Raw genomic sequence first — 25,670 nt, forward strand, 5'->3', positions numbered from 1 at the left:
GCCGGATGAGACGATGGACCGCATGACCTTCGCACTGCCGCCGCTGACGTCGCCGGTGCGCACCATCGGGGAGCGCACCTTCGACTTCTCCAGGCGCGTGGCGGTGATGGCGATCATCAATCGCACGCCGGACTCCTTCTACGACGCCGGCATCAACTTCGAGCTGGACAAGGCGGTCGCTGCATCCCTCAAAGCGGTGGAGAACGGCGCCGACTGGGTCGACATCGGCGGGGTTCCGTTCTCTCCGGGCGACCCGCTCCCGCTCGAGGAGGAGGCCGCCCGGGTGGTGCCGGTCATCGCGGAGTTGCGCCGGGCATCCGACGTCGTCATCTCGGTCGACACATTCCACGCGGAGGTGGCGCGGCGCAGCATCGAGGCCGGTGCGACCGTCGTCAACGACACCACCGGGCTCAGCGACCACGACCTGGTGCGGGTGGTCGCAGACAGCGAGGCTTCGCTGGTGATCGTGCACTCGCTGGCCACCCCGCGAACGCAATACCCGCATCCGCAGTACGCGGATGTCGCTGCCGAGGTCTCCGACTTCCTGCGTCGCCGGGTAGAGCTGGCGGTGAGCCTCGGGGTTCCGGAGGAGCGGATCATCGTCGACCCCGGCCACGACCTGAACAAGAACACGCTGCACACGCTGGAGTTGACCAGGCGGCTGCGGGTGGTCACCGAGCTGGGACTGCCGACCATGGTCGCCCTCTCGAACAAGGACTTCATCGGGGAGACGCTCGACGTGCCGAAACGGGAGCGACTGGAGGGTTCGCTGGCGGCGGCGGTCGCCTGCATCCTGCAGGGCGCCCGGATCGTGCGGGTGCACGAGGTGGCGCAGACGGTGGCGGCGGTGCGGATGACGGAGGCGATCCTGGGGCTGCGTGAACCGGCGTACCTGAAGCACAACACCATGGAGTTCAACGTGAGGGAGCCGGATGTCGGCTGACGAGATCCGGCGGGCCGGGGCGGCGGATGCCCTCAGCGACGACGAACTGCTCGACCTGTATGCCGCGGGCGACCGCGAACGCACGTGGTTGCGGGCGAATTTCGTCTCCAGCCTGGACGGGGCGGCCACGCACAATGGGCTCTCCGCCGGGCTCGGGTCGCCGGCCGATCGGCGGGTGTTCGACCTGTTGCGCCGTCTCGCCGACGTCATCGTCGTCGGTGCCGGAACGGTACGCGCCGAAGGCTACGGGGGACTGAGCGTCGATGACGCCTCCGCCGACTGGCGGCTGCGCAGCGGGCTGGCGGCGCAGCCGGTGTTCGCCGTGGTGTCGGCCAGCCTGGACCTCGACCCGGCGATCTTCGCCGACAACCCGGTGCGACCGCTGGTGCTGACCGTGCCGGACGCGCCCGCTGACCGCCGAGCGGCGCTCGCCGGGGTGGCGGACTTGGTCGACTGCGGTGAAGATCGGGTGGACACCAGGCGGATGCTGCGCGTGCTGGCCGAACGCGGCCTCACCCAGGTGCACAGCGAGGGCGGCCCCCATATGCTCGGCGCCATGACCGAGGAGGGCACCCTCGACGAGTTGTGCCTCACCCTGAGCCCGCGGCTGGAGGGCGGCGTTGCGCGGCGCATCACCGACGGGCATCCGGCCGCCCCTCGTGCCATGCAGCTCGCCCACGTGCTGACCGCAGCCGACGGAACCCTGCTGCTGCGGTACACGGGCGGGCCCCGCTTCTAGGCGACGGTCGCGCCATTCACGCGCCGCGGCACTTCCAGCGGGTTGTCGTCGCGCAGGGCGGCCGGGAGCAGGTGCTGCGGCAGGCCCTGGTAGGCGACCGGCCGCAGGAAGCGCTCGATCGCCGCGGTGCCGACGGAGGTGGATGACGACGCGGTGCTCGCCGGGTACGGGCCGCCGTGCTGCTGGGCGTAGGTCACCGACACCCCGGTGGGCCATTGGTTCCAGAGCACCCGGCCGGCACGCTTCGACAGAAGGCGGATCAACTCCGGGGCGATCTCGTCGTCGTCCTCGCCGACGATGGTGGCGGTTAGCTGGCCGTCGATCGCCCGGGCGACGTCCAGCAGCTGCGCCTCGTCGTCGTACTCTACGACGAGCGCCGTCGGGCCGAACACCTCGGTCACGAGGGCGAGCGGGTCACGGAGCACCGCCTCGACATCGGTGAGCAGGACGGTCGGGGCGGGCGGGTCAGCCAGGGCGCCATCCGAGGAGACCAGCACGCGAACATCCGCCCGGTCCTGAATGGTGGTGAGTGAATCGACGTAGCCCTGCTGGATGCGCGTGTTGAGCAGTCGCGCGGCCGGCGGCAACGGGATCTGGACGAGTTCGTCGACCATGGTTGACGACCTGGGCACGAACAGCACGCCCGGCTTGGTGCAGAACTGGCCGGCTCCCATGGTGAAGGATGCGACGAACTCCTGCGCGATGCTGGCGCCGCGGACGGTTGCGGCCGCCTGGCTGACGAAGACGGGGTTGACGCTGCCGAGCTCGCCGTAGAACGGGATCGGCTCCGGGCGGGACTGGGCGATGGTGAACAGGGCGCGACCGCCGCCGATCGATCCGGTGAACGCGCCGGCCTTCACCTCCGGGTGCTGCAGCGCCAGGCGCCCAGCCTCGGTTCCGGTGATCAGCGTGAACAGGCCGTCGGGGGCACTGGCCGCGGCGAGCGCATCGACGATGATGGCCGCGGTGGCCCGTGACAGCTCGGGGTGGCCGGAGTGGGCCTTGAGGATCACGGCGGATCCGGCGGCCAGCGCTGAGGCGGTGTCGCCGCCGGCCACGGAGAAGGCGAACGGGAAGTTGCTGGCGGCGAAGACGACGACCGGCCCGACGGAGGTCAGGATGCGCCGGAGGTCCGGGCGCGGAACGCCCATCGGCCAGGTGCTGTCGGCTTCGTCGATGCGGGCGCCCAGGAAGCTGCCGTCGCTGAGCACCTCCGCGAACAGGCGGAGCTGGAAGGTGGTGCGGGTCAGTTCGCCGCGCAGGCGGCCCTCGGCGAGGTGGGTCTCGGCGATAGCGATCGGGACCAGGCGGTCGGCGGCGGCGTCGAGCGCATCCGCGACGGCGACGAGGGCGCTACCCCGCTCGTCGGTGCTGGTGGCCGCCCACTGGTCGGACGCCAACGCGGCTCGGGTTGCGATCTGCTCGATGGCTTCGGCGGGGGTCTGGTTCGTCATCATGTCCTCTTGCGCTTGTGCGAGCCGCGACAGCCGGATGTCGGTGTCGGGCGTCGCTGGCAAGCCTAAGTTGCGAGCATGATGCCAGTCCAAGCCCCGAAACGCATCCGGTGATGCGTCTAAGGTATTGATTGCGGGCAGCGCACCTGAGAGGCCGGGAGGGCCGATGTTCACGTTCGACCAACTCAAGAGCTTCGTCGTCCTGGCCGAGGAACTGCATTTCGGCAGAGCCGCTGAACAACTGAATATGACGCAGCCGCCGCTCAGCCGGCAGATCCAGAAACTCGAGGCGGAACTCGAGTTCGCCCTGTTCGACCGCACCAAGCGGGCGGTGAGCCTCACCGCAGCCGGCCGCGCCTTCCACGGGGAGGCGCAGAAGATCCTCAGCATCGCTGACGCCTCCCGCAGCATGGCGAAGCGGATCGCCGAAGGGGCGGCCGGGGAGATCAAGATCGGAATCACCGCCACCGGGATCATGGAACTGCTGGGGGAGATCCTCGCGCGACTGGATGAGCACGCTCCCGAGCTGACCGTGGACATCCAGGAGATGGTGTCGCAAGACCAGATCTCGGCGGTCCTGAGCGGGGCAATCGACATCGGCTTCGTGAGAGAGGTGCCGCGGTCGGCTGAGTTGGAAGCACTGCTGGTGCGGCAGGAGCCGCTGATCACCGCCATCAGCAGCCGTCACCGACTGGCGGTGACCAGCAGGGCGATTCGGATTGCGGAGCTGGAGGGCGAGCGGGTGCTCACCTATTCACCGAACCAGGCGCATTACTTCCGGGCGCTGGTGGAGACCGTGCTCGCGGCAGTTCCCACACTCCCCAGCCAGGAGATCACCCAGGTGCACAGCATGCTGTCGCTGGTCGCCGCCAACAAGGGCATCGCGCTGGTTCCCAAGTCGGCGGCCAAACTCGGGATGTCCGGCATCGTCTTCCGGCCCATCGCCGAGCATCCGGATCCGAAGGTGAAACTGCACGCCGTCTGGCGGTCGGACAACTCGAATCCGGTGTTCAAGTCGGCCCACGCGGTGCTGACGGAGTTGAACGCAGGCCTCGCATAACCATGCACGAAAGGTATTGATAGATACAAAAGAGCAGTTGATCAGGTATTCAAGCGTCCCTACGCTGAGACGAACGTCGAGGAAGCCCAGCCTCCCTCGGCGGAGAAGCCACCTGAACAAAGGAACATCGACTGTGAATGCTTATAGCCCGCAAGACCTCGCCACCAAGGTCGGCAGCGGACTTCTCTCCTTCCCCGTGACGGCATTCGCCGCGGACCTCAGCTTCGACGAGGCCCGCTACCGTGAGCACCTCGCGTACATGAGCAGCTACGACGTCGCAGGCCTTTTCGCCGCCGGCGGAACCGGTGAGTTCTTCTCCCTCACTAACCCCGAGATCTCCCGGGTCGTCTCCGCGGCCGTGCAGGAAGTCAACGGCAAGCTCCCCGTGCTGGCTCCGGCCGGCGGTTCCGTTGCCAACGCCATTGAGCAGGCGGGCATCGCACAAGCAGCAGGCGCCGCAGGCATCCTCCTCTTCCCGCCCTACCTGACCGAGGCATCGCAGGATGGGCTCGCCGCCTACATCGAGGCAGTGTGCAAAGCCACCTCGCTCGGCGTCATCGTATACAGCCGCGCCAACATGGCCCTGGATGCCGACACCGTTGCCCGGGTCGCCGACCGCAATGCGAACCTGATCGGGTTCAAGGATGGCGTCGGCAGCCTCGACCAGATGACCAAGATCTACACGAAGCTCAGCGACCGCCTGATCTACATTGGTGGCCTTCCCACCGCCGAAACCTATGCGCTGCCGTACTTGGAGCTTGGTGTGACAACATACTCGTCAGCCATGTTCAACTTCGTTCCCGAGTTTGCTCTTCGTTTCTATGCGGCCGTCCGCGCCAAGGATCACGAGTTCGTCTTCGCCGGTCTTCGCGACTTCGTTCTGCCGTACCTGGAAATCCGGGACCGCAAGCAGGGCTACGCGGTGTCCATCGTCAAGGCAGGCCTGAACGTGACGGGACGCCCGATCGGTAGTGTGCGCGCTCCTCTCACCGATCTCACCGGTGACGAGAACGAGATGCTCCGCGAGCTGATCGCCCGAGTCCAGTAACCACGCACCCCACGCGCTGACGCGTGCACTGGGGCAGCTCTGCGCTGTCCGCTGCCCCAGTGCCGGTTCGCCCGCACCCAACCAAGAGCAGGAAGCCTCCATGGATCTTCACAACACAGTCTCGATACCGTCGGTATCCTCCGACGACGCCCTGGTGATCCTCAAGCAGGTCAACAAGTTCTACGGCGACAATCACGTGCTTCGCGACATCAACACGGTGGTGAACCGTGGGGAGATCGTCGCGCTGATCGGCCCGTCGGGAGCCGGCAAGTCGACGCTGTGCCGGGCGATCAACCGCCTTGAGACGATCACGTCCGGTGAGATCTACATCGACGGAGTTGCACTGCCTGAGGAGGGCCGCGAGCTGGCCACGCTGCGCGCGGACGTGGGTATGGTGTTCCAGTCGTTCAACCTGTTCGCCCACAAGACGGTGCTCGAGAACGTCGCCCTCGGCCCGATGCTGGTGCGGAAGGCCAAGAAGGCGGATGCCCACAAGCTGGCCATGGAACACCTGGACCGGGTAGGCGTTGCCAACCAGGCCGGCAAGCTACCTGCGCAACTCTCCGGCGGGCAGCAACAGCGGGTGGCGATCGCGCGGGCCCTGGCCATGAAGCCCAAGATCATGCTCTTCGACGAGCCGACCAGCGCCCTCGATCCGGAGATGGTCAGTGAGGTGCTGGACGTGATGCTGGCACTCGCCAAGACCGGCATGACCATGGTCGTCGTCACGCACGAGATGGGATTCGCCCGCGAGGCCGCCGACCGGATCATCTTCATGGCCGATGGCCAGGTCGTCGAAGAGGCACCACCGACCGAGTTCTTCGCCAACCCCAAGACCACCCGCGCCCGGGACTTCCTGCAGAAGATCCTGGCCCGTTAACTTCACCGCCGAAGTCCAACCTGACAATCACAATGAGGAGAAATATGTCAAAGAAAAGAATGACCCTGGCGGTCGCTGCTGCGGCAGCGATCACGCTCGCGCTCAGCGCTTGCGCGACTGCAGGCCCGGCCACCGATGCGGATGCTCCCGCTGATGCGGCGAAGTTCCCGGTCAATTCCAGCGTCGAGCTGGAAGGCAGCCCCACGCTTGAGGCCATGCAGGAGCGCGGCAAGATCGTTCTCGGCGTCAAGGAGGACCAGCCCGGCTTCGGCATGCGCGACTCGGCCACCGGAGAGCGCTCCGGCTTCGATATCGACCTGGCCACCTGGGTTGCCGCTGAGCTCGGCTTCGGCGCAGACAAGATCGAGTTCGTCACCATTCCCAGCCAGAGCCGCGAGCAGGCCCTGACCAACGGTGACGCGGACCTGATCATCGGCATGTACACGATCTCGGACAAGCGCAAGGAACTCATCGGCTTCGCGGGACCGTACATGACCAACGGCCAGAGTCTTCTGGTGCGCGCGGACAACACCGACATCAAGGGCGAGGCCGACATGGCCGGGCACAAGGTGTGCTCGATCACCGGTTCGACCCCGATCCAGTACGTCAAGGCGAACCACCCTGACGTCGAGACCGTCGAGTTCGACAACATGGCCCAGTGCGTCGAAGCATTGACCAGCGGCCAAGTCGACGCCGTGACCACGGATGAGGCCCTCCTCATCGGGTACAGCACCCTCGCACCGGACGAGCTCAAGGTCGTCGGAAAGCCGTTCACCACCGAAGGCTTCGGCATCGGCGTGACCAAGGCCGATGACGAACTGCGGAAGTTCGTGAACGAACTGCTCACCGGAAAGTCGGATGTCCTGCAGCAGATCTACGACGACAACCTGGGCTCCTCGGGTGTCAAGTTCCAAACCGCTGAGGTCGACAACTACTAAGAGTCAATCCGCGCGAACTGGGGAGGGGGCCGATTCCGGCCCTCTCCCCGGTCTCAACTACAGCGCATAGATCGGAAAGTCACCCATGCAGGTTCTCTTAGACAACCTCGACCTGTTCGTGCTCGGGTTCACCAACACGGTGATCATGTTCGTGATCTCCGCGGTGTTCTCCCTGGTTCTCGGATGCATCATCGGCATCCTGAGGATCGCGCCGTCGGCACCGATGCGCGCCGTCGGCACCGTGTACGTGAACACCCTGCGGAACACGCCTCTCGCGTTGCTGATGATGTTCTTCGCACTGGGATACCCCAAGCTCGGGTTGCCGCCCCTCGACTACATGACGCTCGCGATCATCGCCCTCGTGCTGTACACCGCAAGCTACGTCGCTGAGGTCTTCCGGTCCGGCATCAACTCGATCGACAAGGGGCAGACTGAGGCGGCGCGTGCGCTCGGGCTCACCTTCGGCCAGGTCATGCGCGTTGTGCTGCTGCCACAGGCCTTCCGCAACGTCGTCCCGCCGCTGGTGAGCGTCTTCATCGCCGCGCTGAAGAACACCACCGTCGCGAGCGGTTTCTCAGTCATGCAGGCCGGTGCCATCTCCGCCAACATGTCTGAGCGCGGCGAGAACCTGCTGGTCACGCTGCTGTGGGTCGCGCTGTTCTTCTTCATCCTGGTGATGGGGTTGGCCGCTGTGCAACGGAAGCTCGAACGAAAGTGGGCGCAATCATGAGCTACGCCACTCAGGAACTTTTCGACGTCCCGGGACCGAAGGGGCGCCGGCGGAGCAACATCGCCGGATTCATCACCATCGCTGTCGTGGTGGCCTTCCTCGGCTTCATCGCCTTCCAGCTGTACCGTTCCGGGCAGTTCGAGGCGCAGAAGTGGCAGCTGTTCACCTTCCCGATGGTGCAGCAGGAGATCCTCAAGACCACCGTCTCCACCATGAACGCGTTCCTGGCCGGTGCGGTGTTCGCCCTCGTGCTCGGCGTGCTGCTGCTCCTCGGCCGGCTGTCGCAGATCAAGTTGGTGACCGTCGCCTTCAGCTGGCTGACCGAGACGTTCCGTGCCATCCCGCTGCTCATCCTGATGATGCTGATGTATTACGGACTGCCGGTGCTCGGTGCCACGTTCGTGACGCCGTTCGTTGCGGTCGTCGGCGGCCTGATGATCTACAACGGCTCCGTCTTCGCCGAGATCTTCCGCGCCGGCATCCAGTCGCTGCCCAAGGGCCAGAGCGAGGCCGGGTACGCGATCGGGCTGACCCGGGGTCAGGTGCTCCGGGTGATCCTGGCGCCGCAGGCGATACGGAACATGCTGCCGACGATCATCTCCCAGCTCGTGGTCGCGCTCAAGGACACCGCGCTCGGGTTCATGGTCACCTACCCGGAACTGCTCTACCTGGCCAAGTTCTACGGAACCCAGTTCCAGTACGGCAGCCCGATCATCCCGGCCGCCATCGTCATGGGGTCCATCTACATCGGACTCTGCCTGCTGCTCTCCTTCATCGCCGTGAAGGTGGAGAAGTGGTCGAATTCCGGAAGAAAGTCCAACCAGGAGATCCCGCAATATGAGTGACCTGACCGTTTCCCGTCTCCTCGCCTCGGTGACGGAGTCCGCGCCGCAGGCGATCGACGCCCTCGCCAAGAAGTACCGCAGTGAGGGTCGCCCGGTGATCGCGTTCGGTGCCGGGGAACCGGACTTCGACACCCCGTCGTTCATCACCGAAGCGGCCAAGGCCGCCATCGACGACCCGAAGAACCACCATTACAGCGGTCCGTCCGGGCTGCCGGAACTGCGCCAGGCGGTGGCCGAGTACACCACTGCCTACACCGGCACCCCGTTCACTGCGGGCGAGGTGGCCATCGCGAACGGCGGCAAGCAGGCGATCTACAACACCCTGTCGGCGATCCTGAACCCGGGTGACGAGGTCATCCTGCCCGCCCCCTACTGGACGAGTTACCCGGAGCAGGTCAAGCTCGCCGGTGGCATCACGGTGCCGGTGGCGACGGATGTCGACAGCGAGTACAAGACGACGGTCGCCGACCTGGAAAGGGCGCGCACCGATCGCACCAAGGTGCTGATCCTCACCTCACCGTCGAACCCGACCGGTTCGGTGTACACCGAGGACGAGATCCGCCTGATCGGTGAGTGGGTGACAGAGCACGGGATCTGGGTGCTCTCCGACGAGATTTACCACGACTTCGTCTACGACGGCGCCGAGTTCAACTCGATCTCCCGGTTCGTGCCGAGGGAGCAGCTCATTATCGTCAACGGACTGGCCAAGAGCCACGTGCTGACCGGCTGGCGCCTCGGCTGGATCGTGTCTACCCCGTCGATCATCGATGCCGTCAAGAACTTCCAGTCGCACACCACCGGCAACGTTTCCAACATCTCCCAGCAGGCTGCGCTGGCGGCCATCCGTCACGGGCAGGACTTTCCGGAGCAGATGCGGCTCGTCTTCGATCGGCGCAGGCGCATCGCGTACGAATTGATTCAGACGTTCAAGAACGTCAGGGTGGCGAATCCGCTGGGCGCTTTCTACGTGTTCCCGGATGTTCGAGGGCTCCTGGACGGAACGCTCGAGCTGAACGGGTCACCGGTCACGACCAGCTTCGAACTGTCGCAACTTCTACTGGAGGAGATCGATGTCGCGGTCGTTCCGGGCGAGGCATTCGGGGCTCCCGGGCACCTGCGGTTCTCCTATGCCCTGGATGATGATGCACTGGTCGAAGGTCTGGAGCGCATCCGCGACTACCTGGCCGCCCGCTTCTGATCGAAGGTTGGTCGAGCTTGTCGAAGCCCTGCAACGAATCTCGACAGGCTCGATGGGTCTCGACAAGCTCGACCCACTTACCGGCGAGTCCCTAGGCGGCGGTCAGGCTGTGCGCGTCGAGGATCTCGTAGCTGTAGCCCTGCTCGGCGAGGAACCGCTGCCGGTTCTGCGCGAACTCCTGGTCGACGGTGTCCCGTGCGACGAGCGTGTAGAAGTTGGCGGGCAGCCCGCTCTCCTTCGGGCGCAGTAGGCGTCCCAGCCGCTGGGCCTCTTCCTGACGGGAACCGAACGACCCGGACACCTGGATGGCTACGGTCGCCTCGGGCAGGTCGACCGAGAAGTTGGCGACCTTCGACACCACGAGCACAGTGATCGAGCCTTCACGGAACGCCTGGTACAGCCGCTCCCGTTCGTCGACCGGCGTCGCCCCCGTGAGCTTGGGGGCGTCCAGCGCATCCGCCAATTCGTCGATCTGGTCGAGGTACTGGCCGATCACCAGGATGCGCTCGCCGGCGTGCTTGGCGACGAGGTCCTTGACGACCTCCAGCTTCGCCGGGGCGGTTGCGGCGAGCCGGTATCGTTCGTCGTCGGCGGATGCCGCGTACACGAGCCGTTCGTCCTGGGGGAGGTCGATGCGCACCTCGTAGCAGGAGGCGGGGGAGATGAAGCCCTGGGCCTCGATCTCCTTCCACGGGGCGTCGAACCGCTTGGGGCCGATGAGGCTGAACACGTCGCCCTCGCGACCGTCCTCCCTTACCAGGGTCGCGGTCAGGCCGAGCCGGCGGCGGGCCTGCAACTCGGCGGTGAGCTTGAAAACGGGTGCCGGCAGCAGGTGCACCTCGTCGTAGATGACCAGGCCCCAGTCGAGCGCATTGAGCAGTTCGAGGTGGGCGTACTGGCCTTTCCGCTTGGCCGTGAGAATCTGGTACGTCGCAATGGTCACCGGTTTCACTTCTTTCACCTGGCCGGAGTATTCGCCGATCTCCTCCTCGGTGAGGGTGGTGCGGCGCAGCAGCTCCGACCGCCATTGGCGGGCCGAGACGGTGTTGGTGACCAGGATGAGCGTGTTCGTCTTGGTGGTCGCCATCGCCCCGGCGCCGACCAGGGTCTTGCCGGCGCCGCAGGGGAGCACGACCACGCCGGAGCCGTGCTCGATGAAGTTGCTGATCGCATGCTCCTGGTACGGGCGCAGCGACCAGTTGGCGTTGTCGAGGGAGATCTCGTGCGGGGTCCCCGGCGTGTATCCGGCGAGGTCCTCAGCCGGCCAGCCGAGTTTCAGCAGCTCCTGCTTGAGCTGCCCGCGGGCCCACGGCTGCATGACGAACGTGTTCGGCCCGCGCTTCTCGAAGAGCAGCTCAGCCACCTTCCTGGCGCGGGAGATCTCGGACAGCACCGCAGCATCCGTCGCCGTCAGGGTCAGCACGCCTTCGTCGTCGCGCTCGATCACCAGCCGGCCGTAGCGGGACACGGTCTCGACCATGTCGACCGCGACCGACTGGGGGATGGCGAACTTGCTGTACTTCTCCAGCGTGGCCAGCATGTCTTCGGCCGTGTGGCCGGCCGCGCGGGCGTTCCAGAGGCCGAGACGCGTGATGCGGTAGGTGTGGATGTGCTCGGGGGCACGCTCCAGCTCGGCGAAGACGGCGAGGTCGTGGCGGGCGTCCGCGGCATCCGGATGCGCGACCTCCAGCAGCACAGTGCGGTCGCTTTGCACGATGAGCGGCCCATTAGTCATAACGTTCTAGTCTACGCCCGTCCCGCTTAAGGTCAGTGGGCGGGGGACACCCCGGCGATACTCGACAGCGGCAGGGTGCGCTCGATGTCGGAGTTGCGGTCGCGCGCCCGCAGGCGGCCGCCGACGATGCTCGCCGGCTCCAGTTGAAGTTCGGTGGTCGAACCGTTCGGCATGGTGACGCTCACGGTGAGGGCGAGTTTGCCGCGAACGGCCGCATCCAGTTGCTTGATCAGCCAGGCGTGGTCGTTCTCGCCGGCGTCCGGTTCCCCGCCGACGCGCAGTCGTGCGACGAGCTCGGCGGCCGGGTCGCTCGTCGCGTGGTGCGCCACTTTTGCGGTACGGCGGCGCTGCAGCACGACGATCTCGCCTTGCGAGTTCTCCGCCGCCACCGGGTAGCGCGCGTCGCTGAGCGTCCAGAAGACCAGGTCGAGCGGGAACCGGCTCACCACCCGGTGCGTTCCGGTGCGGGTCAGTCCGAGCCCGCTCAGGCTCTGGTCGACGACGATGGTGCCGAGCAGGTTGGTGTCGTCGGAGCGCAGATAGCTTCGCGCGCCGTACTCCGCGTTCTCCGGGTCGACCCCGCCAGTGAGCTCGCCGATGCGAACCAGGCCGTACCGGGCGGCGCTCTCCGCGATCAGGTAGGACAGGGGCTGCGGGATGCCGGTCAGTGAGATCGACTCCAGGTATTCGAGGATCGTGCTGGCGGTCTCACCGGATGCGAGCGCTCGGTTTACACTGGACGCCGACATCCGGTAGGTGGCGGCCAGTGCGCGGTTCTCGGCGTCCGCGATCACCCGCAGCCGCGCATCCACCGCAGGAGTGAGCGGGCCGGGCGCGACCACCGACAGGTCGTGCTGCAGGTAGACCTTCTCGACCTCGGTGGGGAGGAGGGGTCGCAACGCCTCCTCGGCCTCAGCCGGCTTGCCGTCCAGCAGCAGGGCGCCCTGACTGCTCGGCGCCTCCCCTCCGGTGATGCCGAGAAGCTCGGCACTCTGGGTGAAGGTCGCGATGCGCTGCTGCATCCACTCGCCGCCGGCCGGGTAGAGCCAGGCCAGATGGGCTCGAAGCCCGTCGCCCCATTTCGCCTGCGAGTACCGGCGGAGCACCCGCCGCACTTCGGGCAGCACCCCGCTGACCCAGCCGTCGGCCAGCACCAGCCACCGCGCGAGGGTGGGCTCCAGCAGCCAGTCGTTTCCGCGTTCGGTGACCAGCCAGGCGCCGGCCTCGCGGGTGGTGAGGCCGGCCTGGTCGGCGACGGACAGGTACGCCGCAACCGAGTCCAGATCGGTTGCGATGGCGTTCGCCAGTCGTTTCTTGTCTGGCAGGGCGATGCCGCCCTTGGCCAGCTCGCGTGCCGGCTCCCGCTCCAGCTCGAGCAGCAACGCGGTCACCACGGTGATGGCGCTGAACGCCCTCTCCGCGGCGAGGCGGTCGATGGCGTGACGTTCCGTTTCGGCGACCGGGGCGGGCGGATGCCCCACCGGGTCTGCGGCGAGTTCTTCCCGGGACGGCAGTCCGAAGACCGGCCAGGACCGCAGTTGCTCGACGACGACGTCGTAGACCTGGGCGCGATCGTCGGTGGTCTCGGCGAGCAGGAACCGCGCCGGCCTCTCGAGGCGCCGCGTGACATCCGCCTGCTCCCAGCCGAGAGCGGTGGCGACCTGCGCGATCGTCGACGGGGTTTCCGCGGTGGCCAGCTCGCCGGCGGTCGCCAGCAGTGCGAGGGTGCCGCGGTCGAGCCGGCTGAGCGCCTGCTGCACCGAGGTGCTCTCGAGCAACGCTTCGGCGAGGTCGAAGAAGTCCTTGATACCGCCGGCTGGGAAGGTGCGTTCCTGCAGTGCGCTGACCAGCGCGGTGTCGTCGATCAAGCGCAGGCGCGTGGCGAGTGACAGGATGTCGTTCATTCGTCCCCCCGCCGATTGTCGTGTGCAACTGGGTCGGCGTCGGTGCCGACCTTCCTAGCTTGTCCTATTCCCGGCTCGGCGGCTGACGTTGCTGATGATCAGGAGCGCGATCGTCAGCAGCATGGCCGAAGGCAGGGCGAAAAGCGGCAACATGAGAACGATCGGCCAGACGCCTTGACCGGATCCGATCTCGGTGTTCGCACCCACGGCGGTGCCGACGATGACGGCGATGAAGGATGCGAGTGAGGCCAGCACGAGAACAACGATCAGGTAGGCCATGATCCGTTGGCTACGATTAACGGTACCGGGAGCGCCATTTGTCACACCCACAACAATACGTCCATCGGGTGCCCGTAAGCTTACGAGTTACGACTCGTGCATGAGAAAGAGGTACGCCATGCCTACCGGCAAGGTTAAGTTTTACGACGAAGAGAAGGGCTTCGGCTTCATCAGCTCTGATGACGGCCAGGAGGTCTTCCTTCACGCCTCCGCCCTGCCATCCGGTACCACCGCGGTGAAGGCGGGTACCCGTCTCGAGTTCGGAATCGCCGACGGCAAGCGGGGCGCGCAGGCGCTGTCCGCGCGCATTCTGGATGCTCCGCCCAGCCTCTCGAAGATGAGCCGCAAGCCGGCCGACGACATGGCGATCATCGTGGAAGACCTGGTGAAGATGCTTGACGGCATCGGCACCAACCTGAAGCGCGGACGCTACCCGGAATCCGGCCACAGCCACAAGATCGCGGCGATGCTGCGCAAGGTCGCGGACGAACTGGATGCCTGAGACCCTGGCAACGCCCGCCGACTTCGAGCTGGCTCGTGCGGCACTGCTCGACATGACCCCGGCGTCCACCATCGGCGAGCCCGCAGGCTCGATCGATGAGGGCGATGGGGTAGTCACCCTCTACTTCGACACCACCATGCCCGGTTACAAGGGCTGGCGCTGGACGGTCAGCATCGCCCACATCGAGGGGGGCGACCCGACCGTTCTCGAGACCGAGCTGACCCCGGGGGAGACGGCGTTGTTGTCCCCGGCCTGGGTGCCGTGGGCCGATCGCCTCGCCGACTACAAGGCCGGCCAGGCCGGGCAGGCGGCGGAGGAGCTGGACGACGACGACAGCGACGACGACGACGACGATGATGACGATGACTTTGATGATGAGGACGTCAACGACGATGACGAGGCGTTGCTGCACAGCGGTGACCTCGACGGGGTCGACATCGATTCACTCGACGACGAAGACGACGATGACCATGACGACGACCACGAAGACGATGACGACGACGAGTCGGACGACTTCGACGAGTCAGCGCCTGCGGTGGATGTAGATCAGGCCGATGACGCCCAGGACGAGTCCGGCGACGCAGGCCCAAACCCACCAGCGGTCGGCCGGGGCAAGCAGCGGACCAAGAAGTAGTACGGCGACCAGCGCCACCAGCCACAGCCCGATCCCGATGAGGATCGGTTTGCGGTCATCCGTTTTCGGCGGCACCGGGTCGGGTCGTCGCTCGGAGTCTTTCAGCCACAGCCGCATGGGTTAAAGGTACCGATTCGTCAGAGGTTCTCGACGACGTACTCGATCGACGCGATCAGCTGGCGGATGTCGCTGGGCTCGACCGCGGTGAACGTCGCCACCCGCAGCTGGTTGCGTCCGAGCTTGCGGTACGGGTCGGTGTCGAGGATCCCGTTGGCGCGCAACGTCTTCGCGATGGCGGAGGCGTCGATCTGGTCATCGAAGTCGATTGTTACGACGACCTGCGACCGGTGGTCCGGGTTGGCGACGAACGGGGTCGCGTACGACACCGACTCCGCCCACTCATAGAGCGCCGTCGAGGACTCCCGGGTGCGGGCATCCGCCCACGCCAGCCCACCCTGGTCATTGATCCACTGCACCTGGTTTTCGAGCAGCAGCAGCGTGCTGAGAGCCGGGGTGTTGAGGGTCTGGCCCTGTCGCGAGTTGTCGATCGCGTTCTTCAGGCTGAGGAACTCGGGGATGTAGCGCCCGCTGGCCGCGATGCGTTCGACCCGTTCGATCGCCCGAGGGGAGAAGAGGGCGAGCCACAGCCCGCCGTCGGAGGCGAGGTTCTTCTGCGGGGCGAAGTAGTAGACATCCGCCTGCGACGCGTCGAAGTCGATGCCGCCGGCCGCGCTGGTGGCGTCGATGACGGTGAGCGCATCCGCCTGAACCCGGGTGACCGGGGCCATCACGCCGGTCGAGGTTTCGTTGTGCGGCCAGGCGTAGACGTCCACACCGTCGGTGATGACTGGCTCGCTGCGGGATCCCGGGTCGGCGCTGATGACGGATGGCGCATCCAGCCAGGGAGTTGTCGCCGCCTTCGCGAACTTGCTGCTGAACTCGCCGAACACCAGGTTCTGGCTGCGCTGCTCGATGAGGGAGAACGCGGCGGCGTCCCAGAACGCGGTGGAGCCGCCGTTGCCGAGCACCACTTCGTAGCCGTCGGGGATGCTGAAGAGCTGGCCGAGGCCGTCCTGAACCCGCTTCACCAGGTTCTTCACCGGAGCCTGCCGGTGGGAGGTGCCGAGCAGTTCGGCCCCCGCAGTAGAGAGGTACGCGAGTTGCTCGGCGCGGACCTTGGAGGGTCCGCACCCGAACCGTCCGTCGGCGGGCAGAAGGGCTGAGGGGATTGTGAGCTGCGGCATAGAGAAATCTTATGGGGGTGCCAGAGGTTAGGCTTGCCTATGACGTTCGAGACGGTGAAGGGCGATGATGGCTGATCTCATTGACACCACAGAGATGTATCTCCGCACGATCTACGAGCTCGAAGAAGAGAACATCATCCCGCTGAGGGCACGTATCTCTGAGAGGCTCGGCCACTCCGGGCCGACGGTTTCGCAGACCATTGGCCGTATGGAACGTGACGGCCTGGTACGGGTTGAGGATGACCGGCATCTTGCGCTCACGACTGCCGGGCGTTCGAAAGCCGTGGGTGTGATGCGTAAGCACCGCCTGGCTGAGCGCCTGCTCGCCGATGTCATCGGCCTCGACTGGGCGCTCGTCCATGAGGAGGCGTGCCGCTGGGAGCATGTGATGAGCGAGCAGGTGGAGCGGCGCATCCTGGAGCTGCTGGAGCACCCGACGCATTCCCCGTACGGCAACCCGATCCCGGGGCTGGATGAGATCGGCGACCGTACGACCTCGAAGTTCTCTGATGGCGTGGTCAACGTCGTCAACTACACCCTGGGCGCGGTGGGGCCGATCACCGGTACTATCCGCCGGCTGGGGGAGCCGGTGCAGTACGAGTCCGAGCTGCTCGACCAGTTGCGAACGGCCGGGGTGGTTCCGGGTGCGGTGGCGAGCTTCACCGGTTCCGGCCGCACCTTTCGAGTCGAGGTGGAGGGTATCCCCGAGGGCATCGAGCTGCCCATCGAGGTGGCGCAGCACGTTTACGTCGGGATCTGACGCCTCGTTAAGGGTTCGTAACGCTGGCGTGGCTGCGTCACATCCGCTCGGCTGGGTGCGTTAATGTGGAACCCTGTGATTCTTCGTCAGCCAGTCGGGAGAGAAACATGAGTGAGGGCCGCGCCATCCACGCCTTGGATGCCCGCCGCCCTGCCGTGCGCAGGCAGCCGGTGCTGCTGCTGCACGACAGTCTCATACGCCCCAGCGGACGTCGCGGCGCACTGTTCTGTGCGTCCGGACACCAGGCACTGCCATGTCGGCAGTGCCTTTTTTCATGTCCGGTGCCGCGCGCGACCACCTCGGAGTTCCACAGGAATTATCGGACCCCTGGAAGCCGTCCAGGGCGAAATCGATGGGAACAGTATGCGCACACTGGTGCTGAACGCCGGGTTTGAGCCCCTGGCCGTAGTTTCATTCAAGCGAGCACTGGTGCTGGTGATGAATCAGAAGGCGACCGTGCTCGCCCACGACGCCGAGCACCCGGTCTGGGGTTTGTCGGCGTCGTATGAGCGGCCGTCGGTGATCCTGCTGACCAGGTACGTGCGCATCCCGAATTCGCGACTGTTGCCGGTGAGCCGGCGCGGGGTGCTGCGGCGCGACGACCAGCGCTGTGGTTACTGCGGTGGGGCCGCGACCACGATCGATCACGTGCTGCCGCGGTCGCGGGGCGGGGTGGACAGCTGGGAGAACCTGGTCGCCTGCTGCCTGCGCTGCAACAATGCGAAGGGCAACCGCACCCCGGGCGAGATGGGGTGGAAGTTGTTGTTCCGTCCGCAACCGCCGCACGGTACGTCCTGGCTGGTGCGAGGAGTAGAGCGCGCCCAGCCCCAGTGGGAAGAGTTCCTAACCCCCGCCGCTGCCTAGCCCCCATCCGCTGGTCGAGCTTGTCGAGACCCCAGCCCGGTAAAGGGGGTCAAGCCCGTCGAGACTGCCGTGTGGCGGGTCGAGCTCGTCGAGACCACTCGAGCCTGCCGAGACCCTCCCGCCCTCTCCGCTAAACTCATCCCACCAGCCTCTGTAGCTCAACGGAAGAGCAGTTCCGTCCTAAGGAAACGGTTGGGGGTTCGAATCCCTCCAGGGGCACCGTAATCATTGGGATCGATGTCAATTGAGGACCGTCTCGTAGCGCCTAAATACCCTTTACTCACACAATTGGCGCAATCGCGCCCTTTGCCCGATCGTGGATTCATGGAATTCAGATAGAGAATACCCCGTCGCCTCCTCATGAGGGGCCGGGGTATTTTCCATCATTGGGGTGCTTCAGGACAAGGCGTCGCCTCCGTCGAGGGCAGTACCTCTGGTTCCTTGCGGAGCAAGGGCGTCGAGGGCGAGGCGTACGTCGGGGCGCAGGCCTTCCCGGTCCCGCGGGATGTAGTGCAGGTGCAGGACGGCTGTCCCTTTTTGCCCAGCGAACGACGCAGCCTCGGTGTCGCTGTAAACCGCTTCGATTCTTGTGAGCGAAGTCTTCCGCATGTGGTGAGGTGTGACCCAACCCAGGCCTACACGTTCGCGGATGTTCCGCCAAGATTCGCGTGCGTTCGAGGGCATTACCATCCCGCCGCCACGTGCGCGCAGTACTAGCCCCTCACCGGAGGACTTGGACTTGTGCTCACGGAGCATTTCAACCACCCAGGCCGGAGCGATGAGCGTGCGGGCGCCGTCCGGCCCTGATTTTGTATGAGGCTGACGGAACACGGTGTTGCGAGCTCTCGCTAGAGTCGCGTGGATTTTCACTGTCGGCGGGTCTGAGTCTAGGTGGACGTCAGCCCAGTCGATGGCCAGGGCCTCTCCGATGCGCAGTGAGAAGGCTAGTTGTAGCTCGAACATCATCGGGAGATAGGTGTTCTTCTGTCGCATGTTGCGGAGTGCGCTCCTCATCAGCGCGAGTTCTTCCGTTGTCAACACTTCCGGGTCAGGCGGAGCCTTCCATGGTTTGGTTACTGATACCGCAGGGTTGGTCTCGATCACGTCCAGCTGCGCAGCCCTGTCCAGCGACTGCTTCAGTATTGTTTTCGCGAGATCGGCTGCGTTGGTACTGCGCTCGCGAGTTGCGATCAGGAATTGATCCAGCCGACCGACCGTGAGCTCTCGGATCTTTAGCTGACCGATGCCGGGAAGGATAGTCTTCGTGATGACGTCCTCGTAGTCGCTGATGGTTGAAGATGCGAGCTGGCGGCCCGTGTGGTTGAGCTTCCACTCCCACCACATCGTCAGTAGTTTGCTCAACCGATCTTCCCGGGTGAGTTCACCGGTGGTGCCGAGGTCCTTCCGGGCAACCAGCGCCCCCTTCAAGGCCCGTTCTGCAGCCCCCTTGGATTCGCCAGATCGTGTGACCTGCCGAACTACGCCGTCCTGATCGCAGAACTTCGCTCGTGCGATGTGCCTTCCCGTGACTTCATCGATCCTGGTCGTGATCTTGCCGTAGGTTCCGATCTCCAGGGCGGGGCGCGCCATCAGGCAGCCACTTCAGCGGACCGTGCCCAGGCAAGGACGGTTTCGCGGTCGTACCGGACGAGGCCCCCAGTGATTTTGAGGTACGCCGGCCCCGTGCCTTTGTACCGCCAGCTTGAGAGCGTGCTCGTTGAAACGTCCAGCATTTCTGCGAAAGCTTCGGGCGTGAGGAACGGTCCATGATTGGATTCCGCGATCCCGTTGTTGTTGTTGTTGGTCATGTGTGGTGCTCCACCGCGGCCCTGCGGTTACGTTTTGTCCAACGGCATCCGTGCCGCCCGGTCCTTGTTTGAACCGGTCCCTCTGTGTCTATGCATCCCCCGCCGAGAGCCGGCTCGTTTCGACAAGAGCCAGCCTTTCAGTAACCGACGACATCCGAATGCGGGATCAAAGTCCACGGTTGTGCCGCGTCATGCAGGATGGCGACGTGGTCGAGTTCCGTTTTGCGGTTACTAATTCAGCCAAGAGTTAAAGAGCCTCGACGGGGCTTTGTGTCCCTGCGGGTGCTGAGCCGTCCACGACTTTGCACATGAGTCCCAAGCGGCGACTCACGCTTGATGGCACGCGCCCATTTCGAGGGGCACGCGAACCAGCGACGGTGCCCAGCACTGTCCTACGCCGTCGATAGGATGACCACAGACGACGCGCCCCCGCACACCGGCGGCGCGATATTGCCGGGTGAATGGGGTACACAAGCATGACGACGGTCGGTAGCAGAACCTCAGACCTGAATGCGGCGAAGGCCGCCAAGAACGACGAGTTCTACACTCAGTGGGCCGACATCGAGCGCGAGATGAACGCGTACCTTGAGTACGACCCCGACGTCTTCCGCGGCAAGGTGATCCTGCTGCCGTGCGACGACCCGGAGTGGTCTAACTTCGCCAAGTTCTTCGCGCTGCACTTCGTGGATTACGGCCTCAGGAAGCTAATCTCGACCTCCTACGCACCGGACAGCAACCCGGCTGCGTTCACATACGAGCCGACGCCGTTTGAACTCAACGACCCACAATTCGACGAGACCAAGACCCACACCAACGGTAAGAAGTTCGTCCTCGAGCCCAAAGACATCAATGGCGACGGTGTGGTGAATATCGACGATCTGCAGTGGGAATATCTCGAGGGCGACGGTGACTTCCGCAGCGCCGAGGTGACGGCTCTGCGCGACGAGGCGGACATCGTGATCACCAACCCGCCTTTCAGCCTCTTCCGCGAGTTCATAGGTTGGCTCAGCGCCGGAGGCGTTAAGTTCTCCGTGATCGGGAACATGAACGCGATCACCTACAACCAGGTCTTCCCCCTCGTTCAAGCAAACCAGATGTGGTACGGCTCAAGCATCAACAGCGGAGACCGTGAGTTCGGCATCCCCGACGATTACCCTCTGACGGCGGTCGGCACCAGGGTCGACGAGAACGGCAAGAAGTACGTGCGGGTCAAGGGCGTGCGCTGGTTCACAAACATCGACCACGGCCGCCGCCACGAGCCGCTTCAACTCATGACGATGGCGGACAACCAACGCTTCAGCAAGCACGCGGATGTGCGTGGCTCCGATTACCAGAAGTACGACACTTTCGACGCCATTGAGGTGCCGTATACGGATGCGATCCCGAGCGACTTCGACGGCATGATGGGCGTGCCGATCACATTCCTTGACAAGTACAATCCCGACCAGTTCGAGATCCTCTTCAACGCGGAGGACATGGAGAAGACCGAAGAATTTGGAGTCGAGCCCCTCGGCCAGAAGCGCGTCGACGACTACTACGCTGCCGGCGGCACGGCCAGCAATAGCAAGGGGCGAAGGAAGCTATTCCTATACCGCCCCAAGCCTCGTGTGCCATTCAAGCGCATCATCATCCGTAGGAGGGGTGCAGCCTCATGAAGACCGAGCTCAAGCACTACACCGTCGAAGACGTCATCAATGGCTTTGTCTTCAACGAGTTCGAGGGCAAGGGGCTCTACGGCCTTTCAGGAAAGCTCGTCATCCAGCCGGAGTACCAGCGTCACTACATCTACGGCGATGGCAAACGCGACGCCGCGGTCATTGAGTCACTGCTAAAGGGCTACCCGCTCGGGCTGATCTACTTCAACGTCAACGATGACATCCTGGAGGTGCTCGATGGGCAGCAGCGCATCACCAGCATTGGTCGGTTCGTTACCGGCAAGTTCGCCATCAAAGTCGACGAAAATCAGCAGACCTTCTCCTCGCTCTCCAAGGGCCAGCAGCAGAAGATCATGGGTGCGAAGCTCGACATCTACGAGTGCGAAGGCTCCGAGGATGAGATCAAGCAATGGTTCGAGACGATCAACATCGTCGGCCTTCCGCTAAATAAGCAAGAGCTGCTCAACGCGATTTACTCTGGCCCATTCATCACCGCGGCGAAGAAGGAGTACAGCAACTCCAACAACGCACACATGCAAAAGTGGCAGGCCTACGTCAAGGGCAATCCGAAACGCCAGGAGATCCTGGCCATCGCGCTGGATTGGGTGGCGTCCTCCCAGGGCAACACTATCGACGGCTACCTTTCGCAGCACCGCAACGAAGCCGGCACTGCCGATCTCAAGACCTACTTCACTTCGGTGATCGACTGGGTCGCTGGAGTCTTCACTCGTCCGCCGGACAAGCACATGCAGGGCCTCGAATGGGGTCGGCTTTACGAGCTTTACCACTCGACCTCATACGACGCCTCAAAGATCGACGCCCGGCTCGACGAGCTGCTCAGCGACCCGTTCGTCCATAACCGCAAGGGCGTTTACGAATTTGTGCTCAGCGGCGAGACCGAATCCCAACTGCTCGCCCTGCGCCTATTCGACGACAAGACCAAGGCTCATGTGTATAGGCAGCAGACCGACAAAGCCCAGGCCGAAGGACTCTCGAACTGTCCGCTGTGCGCAGTGGGCAACAACACGAACAAAACGCGCATCTACAACCTCAGCGAGATGGATGCAGACCATGTGACCGCCTGGTCGAAGGGTGGGTCCACGGAGCTCAATAATTTGGAGATGCTCTGCGTCCCGCACAACCGTGCCAAAGGCAACAGGTAGGCGGGCTGCGACGATGGTTACTGGCTACGAGCGGTACAGCAGGCACGCAGTCTGGGAGTCCCTGCGACTCAAGAGGGAGTCACTCAACGCGGCCCGGTTTGACAACGCAGAGTCCGAGCAATGGCGCGAAGACATCGTCGAGTGGCTCGACGAGGCACTCAAGACGCGTGCAGCCCGCCAGCCTGCGCTCTACCTCAGCACGCTGGACGCTCTCAGCGCGGCACTCAACGAGCTCCCGGTAGATACCGCAAGCTTTCAGCAGTTCATCGAGTACCGTCAACGCGACGGTCATGCGTTCAAGCAGCTGGAACAGGCACTTCGATCCTTGCCGCTACCTGCGCCTCGGGATTTGAAAGCGTCCTACGTCGAGCTCCTCGATCAGGAAGTCAACGCCCGGAATGAACGGCTCGGCGAGTTGGAGCAGCGGATCTCGGAGTCTGAGAAATCCTTGGGACTGCGACTTGCCGAGCTAGAGAAGGTCTCGACCGAAGTCCGGACCTTGCATACAGAGATTCAGACCGAACGCGAGGCGATCGCGGCTGTCAGCAAGTCTGCCGAGTCCGAAATGCGTGATTCCTGGAACGAAGTGCTTGAAGCCTGGGGCAAAAATCGCGAGGCCACCGACCTGGAGCACGACACGCAAGCGCTCGCGAGCATCGCAACGCTAGCTGCGACGACCAAGGCAGGTGAGGCGCTTGCCGAGCACGCTGCCGGCGACCTCAGCGCTGCCGACTGGTACGGCCGTGCCAAGCGTGAGCGCATTGCTGCCCGTTGGATCCGCTTCGGCGCTTGGGCAGCCTTCATCTTCGCCGGGGCCGTCGGCTTCTACATCGTCAACGAAGCCATCATCAAGAACTTCGACATCTCTGTCGGCGGTGGAATCCTCCGTGCGTCGATCGCTGTCGTCATCGGCGCGTTCGGCGCTCTGCTCCTTCGGGAGGCCGGCAGACATTTCCGCGAGGCGGATACCGCAGAAGATGTAGCTCTCGCGCTTAGGGCGCTCGCACCGTTCTACGCCAATTCCGGAGATGGCGTCCGGCTGACCGCGCGCGTTCAGCTAGGGGACGCGGTACTCGTAAAGAACGTGCTTTCTCGGTTCTCCCATCGTGATGCTGCGAAGCACGCTGGGGAGATCAAGACCGATGAACTGCCTGGACTAGTCAAAGAGGCCACCAGCGCCCTGAAGCTGGCTGAGAACGCTTCTGTGAAGCCCTAACTTCTGCGTGTGGATCTCAGCGCAACAAGCGAGGCCGTTCCAACAACGACAGCCCCCGATAGAACGAGACAGAGCGACCGTTTACGAAAATGTACTCGACTGGATCGCTACCCGACTCTGGTGGCAGCAACGCACGGTGGCGCGCATTGCGAGCGGTGAGGGGCAATTGCCGCTGCGAGGCACTTCACCACCAACGGGTGACTGGGAGCTATGGGAGAACTCGGGGACAGCACCCCACGCATGCTCGCCCGGGAGACGCAAGACGCAGGCGCGCCAGACATCCTCGATGGCGAGTACCCGACCTGCCCTCACGGCTATCACCACCCAAGCTGGCCGCATGCGCACTCCGACGCGTGCACTCCTGAGTGCTGCTCGTGCTGACGGGGTGAGTGTCTCGGATCCGCCATTGGCATGATCGGCCCGTCACCACACGACTCCCCACGCTTCGTCTGCGATTCGAAGCACCTCGTCCGGATCCGTCTCGACCAGATCAATTGGCCTGATGCTCGGATCCCGAATATAGGTGGTGTGCCCGCAGAGCCAGTAGATGACGGATGTGTGATCCACCTCGTGGCGTTCTGCGACCTCCATGAGCCGCGTGATGACCGGCTTGATCTCCTTGCCGTCGAACTGAAATCCCGGGTATCGGACTGTGCCGGCGCGATCGAGCACCAAACCGTGCTTGGCCGAATCAGGCGCCTCTTCAGCGGTGAGCATACCGAACTCGAGGTCGATGTCCCGGACGAAGAGTTCCGTCTGAATGAGAGCCTGCACGATCGGGGGTCTCTCCAGTGCATTTTGGAGCTCCTGGAGCGTCACGCTGTCGAGTGGCGCCAGGGCGGCGGCAGTTCGTCGCAGACTCTCCTCAAACTCTTTCTTGCTGGCCTCAGTCATGGGGAGAGCCTAGCGACGTCTCCGGATAGCCTCTGAGCCGGGCGGAGCCGGGGCGATGGCTTGCAGTATTGCAATACGTCTGGCTTTCAGTGTTGCAATATTTCCGGCTTGCAAGCTTGCAGCATTGCAACATAGCACCGGCAAAGTCGCTGGTCAGAAGGCGCTTCCAGGGTCGGCGGCAAGTGGGATGATCCAGGTATGAACCGGATCCAGCGCTACCGATACGACTTGCGAAGAACGCTGCGCAGATGGGCCAACTGGGCTAAGCATCTCCTGTCCTACCCGCTCGCTTCCATCCGTCACGGCCGCCCGGAACGTGTCGAAGATCTGACGTGGCGCGCCGGTGAGTACACCCTCCGGACTGAGGACGGCACTGTGCTCCGCTTCACTCTGGACCGGTGGCGTGCGCCCCGGCCGCTTCTGCGACGCTGGCCGGCACCTGGCTCAGAGCCGTCGGACTTTGATTACCCCAAACGGGCGATGATGATGAACTCGGCGCAGATTCGGGTTGGGGAGCCCGCAACGTTCATGGAAACTCGTAGTTCGTATCTGTACGGCCCTGGCACTTTTACGACATCGACTGTGTTGTCCCTGGAGCTGAAGAGAACGCACTGCGCCCGGTGTGAGAAACCATTGCTCTGCGGTTGGTGCAGGAGGACTCATTGAACCGTTACGACTTGATGGAGCTCGCTCGGGATGGTCTCGACGGAGTACGCAGCGCGTATGCCGGCGTGCTGTTCCAGATCCGCCTCGGCCCTGCGGAACCTGTGGTCGAGATCCACGCCGGCACGAGCGTGCAGGGAATCATCACAATCCGAACCGCGGGGGAGTCCGTCATCCGGATCACCGATGACAGCAACCGGTGGCGAAGGCCCATGGCTCGTCGATGGCGAGGAGACGGCTCCGGGGAGTCGTCGTTTGATTGGCCAGGACGAGCAGAGATGCAGAGAGGGTTCAGCTTTACTTTGGGAGAGTCTGGCTGGGTGGAAGGGGCAGATGGGTCCTTCGGGCAGGGCTCAAGGTGGACCACCAGCGGAGTACAAGGACTGACTGTACGCCGGGTGGTTTGCCCAAAATGCGAGAGGCCGTTCGTTCTCCGCGGTTGGTGTCCTCGCTGGCATCGTGGAGAGTCGGTCGAGTCTGCAAGTATGTGAGCATGCCATGGGGAGCGAAGTCT

25 protein-coding genes and 1 tRNA gene are annotated in these 25,670 nt (G+C 64.3%); 17 read left to right on the top strand and 9 right to left on the bottom strand.

The annotated features are described in order from the left end of the window. Positions 1-22: 22 nt before the first annotated feature. Both folP and ACX3PH_RS13060 read left to right on the top strand, forming a co-directional pair. Positions 23-943 carry a dihydropteroate synthase gene (gene folP / locus ACX3PH_RS13055; protein WP_459093119.1) on the top strand — a complete coding sequence of 307 codons (921 nt, stop codon included), beginning with the start codon at positions 23-25 and terminating at the stop codon, positions 941-943. Next, complete coding sequence (locus tag ACX3PH_RS13060) at positions 933-1,682, top strand: pyrimidine reductase family protein (RefSeq protein WP_459093120.1); 750 nt, start codon at positions 933-935, stop codon at positions 1,680-1,682. Before folP ends, ACX3PH_RS13060 begins: the two co-directional genes overlap by 11 nt. Here ACX3PH_RS13060 and ACX3PH_RS13065 read toward each other — a convergent pair. Continuing rightward, complete coding sequence (locus ACX3PH_RS13065) at positions 1,679-3,136, bottom strand: aldehyde dehydrogenase (NADP(+)) (protein WP_459093121.1); 1,458 nt, start codon at positions 3,134-3,136, stop codon at positions 1,679-1,681. The genes ACX3PH_RS13060 and ACX3PH_RS13065 overlap by 4 nt on opposite strands. A 166-nt stretch (positions 3,137-3,302) precedes the next feature. Between ACX3PH_RS13065 and ACX3PH_RS13070 the strand changes: the two genes are divergently transcribed. The 7 genes from ACX3PH_RS13070 to ACX3PH_RS13100 all read left to right on the top strand — a co-directional run bounded on the left by ACX3PH_RS13070 (position 3,303) and on the right by ACX3PH_RS13100 (position 9,835). After that, positions 3,303-4,196, top strand: coding sequence for a LysR family transcriptional regulator (locus tag ACX3PH_RS13070; RefSeq protein ID WP_459093122.1), 894 nt, complete (start codon positions 3,303-3,305; stop codon positions 4,194-4,196). A 133-nt stretch (positions 4,197-4,329) separates the two neighbouring features. Next, entirely contained in the window at positions 4,330-5,244 is a 915-nt protein-coding gene (gene kdgD / locus ACX3PH_RS13075) for a 5-dehydro-4-deoxyglucarate dehydratase (protein ID WP_459093123.1), read from the top strand. Positions 5,245-5,344: 100 nt separating this feature from the next. Next, positions 5,345-6,124: an amino acid ABC transporter ATP-binding protein gene (locus tag ACX3PH_RS13080; protein ID WP_459093124.1), complete on the top strand. Its 780-nt coding sequence runs from the start codon at positions 5,345-5,347 to the stop codon at positions 6,122-6,124. 44 nt (positions 6,125-6,168) lie between these two features. Beyond that, positions 6,169-7,062 carry a glutamate ABC transporter substrate-binding protein gene (locus ACX3PH_RS13085; RefSeq protein WP_459093125.1) on the top strand — a complete coding sequence of 298 codons (894 nt, stop codon included), beginning with the start codon at positions 6,169-6,171 and terminating at the stop codon, positions 7,060-7,062. 85 nt (positions 7,063-7,147) lie between these two features. Continuing rightward, positions 7,148-7,792 (top strand): amino acid ABC transporter permease, encoded by a 645-nt coding sequence (locus ACX3PH_RS13090; protein WP_459093126.1) that lies wholly within the window; start codon positions 7,148-7,150, stop codon positions 7,790-7,792. Then, complete coding sequence (locus ACX3PH_RS13095; protein ID WP_459093127.1) at positions 7,789-8,637, top strand: amino acid ABC transporter permease; 849 nt, start codon at positions 7,789-7,791, stop codon at positions 8,635-8,637. The genes ACX3PH_RS13090 and ACX3PH_RS13095 overlap by 4 nt, the downstream gene beginning before the upstream one ends. Next, entirely contained in the window at positions 8,630-9,835 is a 1,206-nt protein-coding gene (locus ACX3PH_RS13100; RefSeq protein WP_459093128.1) for a pyridoxal phosphate-dependent aminotransferase, read from the top strand. The genes ACX3PH_RS13095 and ACX3PH_RS13100 overlap by 8 nt, the downstream gene beginning before the upstream one ends. Positions 9,836-9,926: 91 nt before the next feature. Here the strand turns inward: ACX3PH_RS13100 and ACX3PH_RS13105 are convergent, their stop codons facing one another. The 3 genes from ACX3PH_RS13105 to ACX3PH_RS13115 are packed head-to-tail and all read right to left on the bottom strand — an operon-like array spanning position 9,927 to position 13,753. Next, entirely contained in the window at positions 9,927-11,570 is a 1,644-nt protein-coding gene (locus ACX3PH_RS13105) for a DNA repair helicase XPB (protein WP_459093129.1), read from the bottom strand. Positions 11,571-11,602: 32 nt separating this feature from the next. Next, positions 11,603-13,474, bottom strand: a complete 1,872-nt coding sequence (locus ACX3PH_RS13110) for a helicase-associated domain-containing protein (RefSeq protein ID WP_459093130.1) — start codon at positions 13,472-13,474, stop codon at positions 11,603-11,605. Between the two features lie 54 nt (positions 13,475-13,528). Beyond that, positions 13,529-13,753: a hypothetical protein gene (locus tag ACX3PH_RS13115; protein WP_459093131.1), complete on the bottom strand. Its 225-nt coding sequence runs from the start codon at positions 13,751-13,753 to the stop codon at positions 13,529-13,531. 118 nt (positions 13,754-13,871) lie between these two features. Here ACX3PH_RS13115 and ACX3PH_RS13120 point away from each other — a divergent pair, with 118 nt between their 5' ends. Beyond that, on the top strand, positions 13,872-14,255 hold the full coding sequence (locus tag ACX3PH_RS13120) for a cold-shock protein (RefSeq protein WP_459093132.1): 384 nt from the start codon (positions 13,872-13,874) through the stop codon (positions 14,253-14,255). Further along, entirely contained in the window at positions 14,248-14,889 is a 642-nt protein-coding gene (locus ACX3PH_RS13125) for a DUF3027 domain-containing protein (RefSeq protein WP_459093133.1), read from the top strand. The genes ACX3PH_RS13120 and ACX3PH_RS13125 overlap by 8 nt, the downstream gene beginning before the upstream one ends. Here the strand turns inward: ACX3PH_RS13125 and ACX3PH_RS13130 are convergent. Both ACX3PH_RS13130 and serC read right to left on the bottom strand, forming a co-directional pair. Beyond that, on the bottom strand, positions 14,779-15,006 hold the full coding sequence (locus ACX3PH_RS13130) for a DUF2530 domain-containing protein (protein ID WP_459093134.1): 228 nt from the start codon (positions 15,004-15,006) through the stop codon (positions 14,779-14,781). The two genes, ACX3PH_RS13125 and ACX3PH_RS13130, sit on opposite strands and share 111 nt — an antisense overlap. Positions 15,007-15,026: 20 nt before the next feature. Next, positions 15,027-16,133: a phosphoserine transaminase gene (gene serC / locus ACX3PH_RS13135; protein ID WP_459093135.1), complete on the bottom strand. Its 1,107-nt coding sequence runs from the start codon at positions 16,131-16,133 to the stop codon at positions 15,027-15,029. A 67-nt stretch (positions 16,134-16,200) separates the two neighbouring features. Between serC and ACX3PH_RS13140 the strand changes: the two genes are divergently transcribed. From ACX3PH_RS13140 to ACX3PH_RS13150, 3 genes are all read left to right on the top strand, one after another. Continuing rightward, positions 16,201-16,893, top strand: coding sequence for a metal-dependent transcriptional regulator (locus ACX3PH_RS13140; RefSeq protein ID WP_459093136.1), 693 nt, complete (start codon positions 16,201-16,203; stop codon positions 16,891-16,893). Between the two features lie 363 nt (positions 16,894-17,256). Continuing rightward, positions 17,257-17,757, top strand: coding sequence for an HNH endonuclease (locus tag ACX3PH_RS13145; RefSeq protein ID WP_459093137.1), 501 nt, complete (start codon positions 17,257-17,259; stop codon positions 17,755-17,757). Positions 17,758-17,904: 147 nt separating this feature from the next. Continuing rightward, positions 17,905-17,976 (top strand) — tRNA-Arg (locus tag ACX3PH_RS13150). A gap of 177 nt (positions 17,977-18,153) precedes the next feature. Here ACX3PH_RS13150 and ACX3PH_RS13155 read toward each other — a convergent pair. After that, the gene (locus tag ACX3PH_RS13155; protein ID WP_459093138.1) at positions 18,154-19,347 is read right to left on the bottom strand and encodes a tyrosine-type recombinase/integrase; all 1,194 of its coding nucleotides are present in this window, start codon (positions 19,345-19,347) and stop codon (positions 18,154-18,156) included. After that, entirely contained in the window at positions 19,347-19,565 is a 219-nt protein-coding gene (locus tag ACX3PH_RS13160; RefSeq protein ID WP_459093139.1) for a helix-turn-helix transcriptional regulator, read from the bottom strand. The genes ACX3PH_RS13155 and ACX3PH_RS13160 overlap by 1 nt, the downstream gene beginning before the upstream one ends. Positions 19,566-20,041: 476 nt before the next feature. Between ACX3PH_RS13160 and ACX3PH_RS13165 the strand changes: the two genes are divergently transcribed. The 3 genes from ACX3PH_RS13165 to ACX3PH_RS13175 are packed head-to-tail and all read left to right on the top strand — an operon-like array spanning position 20,042 to position 23,599. Next, positions 20,042-21,220, top strand: coding sequence for an adenine-specific methyltransferase EcoRI family protein (locus ACX3PH_RS13165; RefSeq protein ID WP_459093140.1), 1,179 nt, complete (start codon positions 20,042-20,044; stop codon positions 21,218-21,220). Then, positions 21,217-22,383 carry an HNH endonuclease family protein gene (locus ACX3PH_RS13170; RefSeq protein WP_459093141.1) on the top strand — a complete coding sequence of 389 codons (1,167 nt, stop codon included), beginning with the start codon at positions 21,217-21,219 and terminating at the stop codon, positions 22,381-22,383. Before ACX3PH_RS13165 ends, ACX3PH_RS13170 begins: the two co-directional genes overlap by 4 nt. Positions 22,384-22,396: 13 nt before the next feature. After that, positions 22,397-23,599: an AAA family ATPase gene (locus tag ACX3PH_RS13175; RefSeq protein ID WP_459093142.1), complete on the top strand. Its 1,203-nt coding sequence runs from the start codon at positions 22,397-22,399 to the stop codon at positions 23,597-23,599. A 423-nt stretch (positions 23,600-24,022) separates the two neighbouring features. Here the strand turns inward: ACX3PH_RS13175 and ACX3PH_RS13180 are convergent, their stop codons facing one another. Next, the gene (locus ACX3PH_RS13180; protein WP_459093143.1) at positions 24,023-24,493 is read right to left on the bottom strand and encodes a hypothetical protein; all 471 of its coding nucleotides are present in this window, start codon (positions 24,491-24,493) and stop codon (positions 24,023-24,025) included. Positions 24,494-25,670: the final 1,177 nt, after the last annotated feature.

The organism is Homoserinimonas sp. A520, assembly GCF_054489245.1.